Raw genomic sequence first — 3,970 nt, forward strand, 5'->3', positions numbered from 1 at the left:
GACTTATATAAAATAAGCCTTGGATGATCAAAAGAGGTGGAGAGATGCAACAATTTTTATTAAAGAGTAAACGAGTATTAAGTAATCATTTTGGATTTTTCGTATTTGCCGTTATTTTACTTTGGTTAAAAACATATGCAGCATATGTGACAGAATTTAATTTAGGGATATCGAACACAATCCAAAAGTTCTTACTGTTTTTCAACCCGTTAAGCTCAGCAGTTCTATTTTTAGGACTCGCATTATTCGCAAAAGGGAAACGAGCTTACATTTGGTTAATTATTATTAATTTGCTAATGTCTATACTTTTATACGCCAACGTAGTATATTATCGCTTTTTCAGCGACTTTATTACGTTCCCGACATTAACACAATCGAATAACTTTGGAGATTTAGGTGGTAGTATTTTTGCATTGCTACACTTATATGATCCACTATATTTCTTAGATACAATCATTTTAATTGTTTTAGTCGCAACGAAATTTGTAAATCCTAAACCAATTCGTGTTGCGAAGCATAAATTATCTCTAGTATTTGTAGCAGGTATTTTATTCTTTAGCGTTAACTTAGGTCTTGCAGAATCTGACCGTCCTGAATTGTTAACAAGAACATTTGACCGCAATTATATCGTGAAATATTTAGGGGCGTACAACTTTACGATTTATGATGGCATTCAAAGTGCGAAAGCTTCAACAGAACGAGCATTAGCTGATGGCGATAATATGACAGAAGTTAGAAACTATCTTACATCAACTTATGCAAGTCCAAATCCTGAGTATTTTGGTAAAGGAAAAGGAATGAACGTAATTTATATTCATTTAGAGTCATTCCAAAACTTTTTACTAAACTACAAGCTAAATGGTCAAGAGGTTACACCATTCTTAAACTCATTTACAAAAGATGCGAATACGTTATACTTTGATAACTTCTTCCATCAAACAGGACAGGGTAAAACATCTGATGCGGAGTTCATGTTAGAGAATTCAATGTTTGGATTACCGCAAGGATCTGTTTTTACAAATAAAGCTCRTAACACGTATCAATCAGCACCAGCTATTTTAGGTCAACAAGGATACACATCAGCAGTGTTCCACGGTAACTACAAAACGTTCTGGAACCGTGATGAAATTTATAAATCATTTGGTTTTAATAAATTCTTTGATGCGTCATACTATGATATGAATGAAAAAGATGTAGTAAACTATGGCTTAAAAGATAAACCGTTCTTTAATGAATCAATTCCGTTATTACAAACGTTGAAGCAACCGTTCTATTCGAAGTTCATTACGTTATCGAACCATTTCCCTTATCCGATTGATAAAGCGGAGGCAACGATTGAACCAGCGAAAACAGGTGATTCATCAGTAGATACGTACTTCCAAACAGCACGCTATTTAGATGAATCTGTAAAAGGATTCATTGATTACTTGAAACAATCTGGTTTATACGATAACTCAATTATCGTTATGTACGGTGACCATTACGGTATTTCAGATAATCATAGTGCAGCAATGTCTCAAATAATGGGTAAAGAAATGAACTCATTTGAAAATGCTCAATTACAACGTGTACCTTTAATCATTCGCGTACCAGGAATGAAAGGCGGCGTACAACATCAATACGGCGGAGAAATTGACGTTCTTCCAACGTTATTACACTTACTAGGTACAGATACGAAAAATTATGTCCAATTCGGATCAGATTTATTATCACCAGAGCATAAACAAGTCGTTCCGTTCCGTAACGGTAACTACGTAAGCCCAACAGTTACTGCACTTAACGGCAAATACTATGATACAGCGACTGGGAAACCTGTAGAATTTACAGATGAAATAAAACAAAATGAACAAATGGTTCAAAAATCACTAAAATACTCCGACCAAGTTGTTAACGGTGACTTATTACGATTCTACACACCAGAAGGATTTACACCAGTAGAACCTTCTAAGTATAACTATAACCATCGTGATAACAATAAAACGAAAGTGAAGACGACTGAAGACGGGGAAACGAAATAAATAATAAAAAAACCTACTCGTATGGAATACGGGTAGGTTTTTTTGTTTTAAGATTTACTTTCGGATTTTTGTATTGCCGTTTTTTTAGGCATGAAACATGCAATAATCAAAGCTACAAAAGATAAGACTAACATAAATGCGTAGGCATCACTTGAGCTGAAGATAGAAGATAATTTCTTTACTTGCATAACTGAAATGTTTCCATTTTCACTAGATAACTGCGAAGCATGTGAAGTGGATTGAATTGTGTATACCGTGATAATAACTGCTGTTCCTATAGCACCAGCTAATTGACGTACGGTATTATTCACTGCGGAGCCATGTGAACCCAATTCTCTTGGTAAAGCGTTTAAACCTGCTGTATTTAAAGGCATCGAAATGAAACTTAGTCCAATGCGTAGAATAATAGTACGAACCATTAAATACATATAAGTGGTGGATTCGGTCAAGTCAATTACACCCCACATTGATATAATGATACATATTAAACCTGTAATAAAGAGTGGTTTTGCCCCGTATTTATCAAACATTTTACCTGTGATAGGTGATAAGAAGGCATTAATTACAGCGCCAGGTAATAGAAGTAAACCGGATTCAAAAGCAGTGAAACCTCGTCCATTTTGCAAGTAAATCGGTAAAAGAATTAAATCAGCATACATAATCATCGTAATGAGTACGTTAATGACTGATGTAAGAGTGAAAATTTTATATTTAAATACGGATAAATTTAATAGTGGATCGCTAGACTTTATTTGACGTAAACAGAATAGCGTTGTAACAATTATTCCGATGATAATTGTAGTAATAACAACTGGATGATCCCATCCTTTGCTTCCAGCACTACTAAACCCGAATATAATACAACCAAAGCCAATCGTTGATAAAATGACACTTACGATATCTAATTTTGCTTTTGTTGTCTCAGCGACATTCATTAAATATTTTAGCGCGAGAATAATAACGATTAATACAAATGGAGCTAATCCAATAAATAACCATCTCCATGATACATATTCAATAATAAAGCCAGATAATGTTGGAGCGATGGCTGGCGCAAAAATTATGGCGAAGCCGATGGTCCCCATAATACTGCCACGCTTTTCACTAGGGTATAAATATAAAATAACTGTCATCATTAGTGGCATAATAATTCCTGCGCCAACTGCTTGAATCATTCTTCCTGTTAACAAAGTGCCAAAATTCATGGCGCATGCACAAAGAACAGTCCCGATAAACAAAGAGAGCATCGAGCTAATAAATAGCTGCCTTGTAGTAAATCGTTTCATTAAAAATGCTGTAATTGGCACTAGAACACCATTTATGAGCATAAAGCCTGTCGATAGCCATTGCACTGTTGCAGCCGAAACATCAAATACTTCCATCAAATTACTCATCGCCACATTTAATAGCGTCTGATTTAATGTTGATAAAAAACAGCCGGCAATGAGCACAACTAATATAATTTTTTTATTTCTTTCTGATATTTCCTTTTGCATTGGTAAACTCCTTCGTTGTTTTCTTGATTTATCGACAATGTGTCGATAAAATTAATGGTAACAAAATATATTTTCTTTGACCATGAACAGTTTTTTTGAAAATGTTCACTACTCGACACAGATGGTATGCACTGTCGAGTAAGTAAAGAGAAAATCTATAAAGGAGTTTCAAAATGTCTACACCTAAAAAAGAAGATCCACGTACAGTTCGTTCAAGAGAAATGTTTAAAAATGCTGTTTTTTCTCTCCTATGTGAGAATCCTAGTATTTCAAGCTTAACGGTTCAGAAAGTTGCAACAAAAGCAGGATTAAATCGGACTACCTTTTACTTACATTATCAAGATATTCAAGATTTACTAGACCAAATCACGAATGAGATTTCAAATGAACTTTCAAATAAAATTGCTGATTTAATACATGCAAAAGATTTATCAGAAAAACAAAAGCTAACACAAT

The 3,970-nt window shown here is 34.3% G+C and carries 3 protein-coding genes; 2 read left to right on the forward strand and 1 reads right to left on the reverse strand.

Features of this window, described 5'->3' with window-relative positions; genetic code table 11:
• Positions 1 to 44: 44 nt before the first annotated feature.
• Positions 45 to 2,018, forward strand: a complete 1,974-nt coding sequence (gene ltaS / locus AC1DTM_RS19660; RefSeq protein WP_477000693.1) for a lipoteichoic acid synthase — start codon at positions 45 to 47, stop codon at positions 2,016 to 2,018.
• A gap of 47 nt (positions 2,019 to 2,065) precedes the next feature.
• On the opposite strand, the gene AC1DTM_RS19665 is transcribed toward ltaS, so the two are convergent.
• Positions 2,066 to 3,514: a DHA2 family efflux MFS transporter permease subunit gene (locus AC1DTM_RS19665; RefSeq protein ID WP_016105163.1), complete on the reverse strand. Its 1,449-nt coding sequence runs from the start codon at positions 3,512 to 3,514 to the stop codon at positions 2,066 to 2,068.
• 173 nt (positions 3,515 to 3,687) lie between these two features.
• On the opposite strand from AC1DTM_RS19665, the gene AC1DTM_RS19670 reads away from it, so the two are divergent.
• A partial coding sequence (locus AC1DTM_RS19670) for a TetR/AcrR family transcriptional regulator (protein ID WP_477000694.1) occupies positions 3,688 to 3,970 on the forward strand: 283 nt, incomplete at its 3' end.

This window comes from Bacillus sp. P4_D3 (assembly GCF_056401855.1).